Genomic DNA, 3,602 nt, shown 5'->3' on the forward strand with positions numbered 1-3,602 from the left:
CATGCCTTGCGTGATTTTCAGGGCCGCGATGCGCGGCACCAGCGCCTCGACCAGTTGGTCGGCCACATTGCCCACCGCCACGACGACGGAAATGGCCATGCAGCGCTCGCCCGCCGAACCGAAGGCGGCGCCCATCAGGGCGTCCACCGTCTGCGGAATGTCCGCGTCCGGCATGACGACCATGTGGTTTTTCGCCCCGCCCAAGGCTTGCACGCGCTTGCCCTGGGCGCAGCCGGTGGCGTAGATGTACTCGGCAATCGGCGTGGAACCGACGAAACTGACGGCGCGCACGTCCGGGTGGTGCAGCAAGCCATCCACGGCTTCCTTGTCGCCCTGCACCACGTTGAAGACACCGTCCGGCAAACCGGCGTCCGTCAACAGCTGCGCCAGCAGCAGGCTCGCCGACGGGTCGCGCTCCGACGGTTTCAAGACGAAGGTATTGCCGCAGGCAATCGCCATCGGGAACATCCACATCGGCACCATCACGGGGAAATTGAACGGCGTGATGCCGACGCACACGCCCAATGCCTGGCGGATCGACCAGGCGTCGATGCCGCCGGCCACTTGCTCCGAATATTCTCCCTTCATCAGCTGCGGGATGCCGCAGGCAAATTCCACCACTTCGATGCCGCGCGTCACTTCCCCTTTTGCATCCGTGAACACCTTGCCGTGTTCGGCCGTGATCAGGGCCGCCAATTGATCCGCATGTTCTTCCAGCAACTCCTTGAACTTGAACATGACCCTGGCGCGGCGCAGGGGCGACGTTTGCGACCAGGCGGGAAAGGCCGCGTGGGCGGCAGCCACGGCCGCGTTCAGCTCGGAAGGCGTCGCCAGCGATACTTTCGCCGTGACGGCGCCCGTGGCGGGATTGTAGACGTCGCTGGTGCGCTCGGAGCGCGACGCCATGGGGTTGCCACCAATAAAGTGGCCAATCATCGGGGTAGTCATTGTCTTGTCCTTGGTTATTTCGTCATCAGCCAGTCATGGGCCGGGTCGTTTTTAAAGTGCCACACGCGTTTCGGGCCGGCCATCACGTTCAGGTAATAGCCATCGTAGCCATACGGCACGGTGACGGGGTGGTAACCCCTGGGCACCATCACCACGTCGTGGTTTTCCACGGCCATGGCTTCGTCGATGCTGCGGTCGTCCGTGTAGACGCGTTGGTACGCAAAGCCCTGCTCGGGGTTCAGGCGGTGGTAGTACGTTTCTTCCAGCGAACTTTCCAGCGGGATATTGTCGCTGTCGTGCTTGTGCGGCGGATAGCTGGACGAATGGCCGGACGGCGTGACCACCTCGACCACCAGCAAGCCATCGGCCTCGGCCGTCTGCGGCAAGATGTCGCACACATAACGGGTGTTCGCCCCCTTGCCGCGCACGGAACGCGTCATCGACTGCGGGTCGATCAGGCGCGCCGGGCGATGGGTCGTGGCCGGCGCGCTACACAGCGCCACTTCCGCGTTGCTCACGGCCGTGATGCCGACCGTGGTTTCCAGCGGCACATACACGGCGTAGGGCGAGACGTCGTCAAACACGCTCTGGCGATTGCCGATGGCTTCCCAGGTCTGCCCGCCCGCCTGCACCGTCACCGTGCCCGTCAGCACGACGAGGCACAGTTCGCGGCTGCCCGTCTCCAAAGTGAGCTGTTCGCCTGCCGCAAGACGGTGCGCGGCAAAGCCCACGTGCGTCCAGCCGGCCGACGCGGGCGTGACTTCGACGATCTTGCCGCTGGTCTTGGCCGCTTTCACCAGCAGCGGGCTCATGCCGCCTCCCGTTTCAATCGCGGAATCGCGTCGACCAGACGCGCCAGGTAATCGTGGCCCATCTTGGCATACTGATAACTGGGGGCCACGGCCGGATCTTGCTCCGCCTCCACCACCAGCCAGCCTTCATAACCGTGCAAATACAGGCGCGTGAGGATGGCGGGGAAATCGATGCTGCCGTCACCGGGCACGCTGAAGGCGCCATTGATGACGGCTTGCAGGAAACTCCAGTGGCCATTTCTCGCCAGTTTCACCACGGTGGGGCGCACATCCTTGCAATGCACGTGGCAGATGCGATCGATGTGCTTGTTCAAGACCGCCAGCGCGTCGCCGCCGGCAAAGGTGATGTGGCCCGTGTCGAACAGCAAGCCGACTTCCGACCCCGTCAAGGCCATCAACTGATCCACGTCGGCGGGCGTTTCCACGTAGGCGCCCATGTGGTGGTGGTAGGCCAGGCGCACGCCGTGGTCGAGCAAGTGTTTCGCAAACGCCGTCAATTTGTCGGCGTACGCCTGCCATTGCTGCGGCGACTGGAAGCGCGGACGTTTATACAAGGGGCGGGCTTCGCCCTGGATCGCGTCCGCCACTTCGCCGTAGACCATGACGGTGGCGCCGCTGTCGGCCAGCAAGCGCAGATGCGGCCCGACGGCGGCAATTTCCTCTTCCACGGACCGGTGCGCCAGCCGTCCCGAATACCAGCCGGACACGCAGGCGAGATTGTATTTCCCCAGCACGGCGTTCAGGGCCGGGGCATCCTTGGGAAACTTGTTGCCCAGTTCAAAGCCCACGTAGCCGATCTCGGCGCCTTCCTTCAGTGCTGTTTCCAGCGGCGTTTCGCCGCCCAGGCTGGGTAAATCGTCGTTCATCCACGAGATCGGGTTGATGCCGATCTTCACATTCCATGTAGTCATTTTTGTTGTCCTTGGCGGTCAAGTTCATAACGGGCGCGCGCAGCTTGCACGCCGGCTTGCGTCGAGACTTCGGGTACGGCCACTTCCCACCAGCAACCGCCCTCCTCGGTCGTGCGCGTGGCGTCCGTATTGATGCAGATCAAGTAGGTGCGCGATGCGGCGCGGGCGCGCAGCATCGCCTGTTCCAGTTCGGCAATGTTGGCCACGTGTTCGGAGAGCGCGCCCAAGGATTGCGCATGCAGGGCGAAGTCGATGGCGGGTGCGCTGTCGGGCAACATATTGTTGAATGACGCGTTGCCGCACGCCTGCTGCAGGCGGTTGATGCAGCCGTAGCCCCGGTTGTCGAGCACGACGATGATGAGTTTTTTATCCAGCATGACGGAGGTGGCGATTTCCGAATTCATCATCAGATAACTGCCGTCGCCCACCATGACGATCACCTCGGCATCGGGTTTGGCCATCTTGACGCCCAGGCCGCCGGCGATTTCATAGCCCATGCACGAATAGCCGTATTCCATGTGATAGCCGCCGGCTGTCGACGTGCGCCACAGCTTGTGCAGTTCGGCCGGCAAGGTGCCTGCCGCGCAGACGACGATGTCGCGGCTGGTGGAATCCTTGGATGAGCGCTGCACGGCGCCGATGACTTCCCCGTCATACGGCAAGCCAGCCACCTCGCGCTGGCCAGTAATGGCCAGGACGGTGGCGCGCCAGGCATTCGCCTCCTGTTGCGCGCGGTTCAGCCATTGGCCCGCGCTGTTCCAATTAGGCAAGTACCGCGACAAGCCCTGCAAGCCCAGTGTCGCGTCCACCTGCACGCCCAGGCCACGGCGTTTCAGCGCATCGAAAGCGTTGACGTTCAGGCTGACCAGTTGCGCCTGCGCAAACAGGGAATTCGAGCCCGTCGTAAAATCCTGCAAGCGCGTGCCCACGG

At 63.4% G+C, this 3,602-nt stretch carries 4 protein-coding genes; all 4 read right to left on the bottom strand.

From position 1 onward, the window contains the following. Positions 1-948, bottom strand: a 948-nt coding sequence (gene mmsA, locus OX460_RS28435) for a CoA-acylating methylmalonate-semialdehyde dehydrogenase (protein ID WP_289900656.1), incomplete at its 3' end; no start/stop codon positions are given. 14 nt (positions 949-962) lie between these two features. Further along, on the bottom strand, positions 963-1,760 hold the full coding sequence (gene iolB, locus OX460_RS28440; protein WP_289900657.1) for a 5-deoxy-glucuronate isomerase: 798 nt from the start codon (positions 1,758-1,760) through the stop codon (positions 963-965). Continuing rightward, positions 1,757-2,671 carry a myo-inosose-2 dehydratase gene (iolE, locus tag OX460_RS28445; RefSeq protein ID WP_289900658.1) on the bottom strand — a complete coding sequence of 305 codons (915 nt, stop codon included), beginning with the start codon at positions 2,669-2,671 and terminating at the stop codon, positions 1,757-1,759. The genes iolB and iolE overlap by 4 nt, the downstream gene beginning before the upstream one ends. Then, a partial coding sequence (locus OX460_RS28450; RefSeq protein ID WP_289900659.1) for a thiamine pyrophosphate-dependent enzyme occupies positions 2,668-3,602 on the bottom strand: 935 nt, incomplete at its 5' end. The genes OX460_RS28450 and iolE, both read right to left, overlap by 4 nt.

Source organism: Janthinobacterium sp. SUN033 (assembly GCF_030397595.1).
In the GTDB taxonomy this organism is placed as follows: domain Bacteria; phylum Pseudomonadota; class Gammaproteobacteria; order Burkholderiales; family Burkholderiaceae_D; genus Janthinobacterium; species Janthinobacterium kumbetense.

Coding starts and splice junctions, on each gene's coding strand:
- iolB (WP_289900657.1), bottom strand. CDS start 1,760: ATGAGCCCGCTGCTGGTGAAAGCGGCCAAGACCAGCGGCAAGATCGTC.
- iolE (WP_289900658.1), bottom strand. CDS start 2,671: ATGACTACATGGAATGTGAAGATCGGCATCAACCCGATCTCGTGGATG.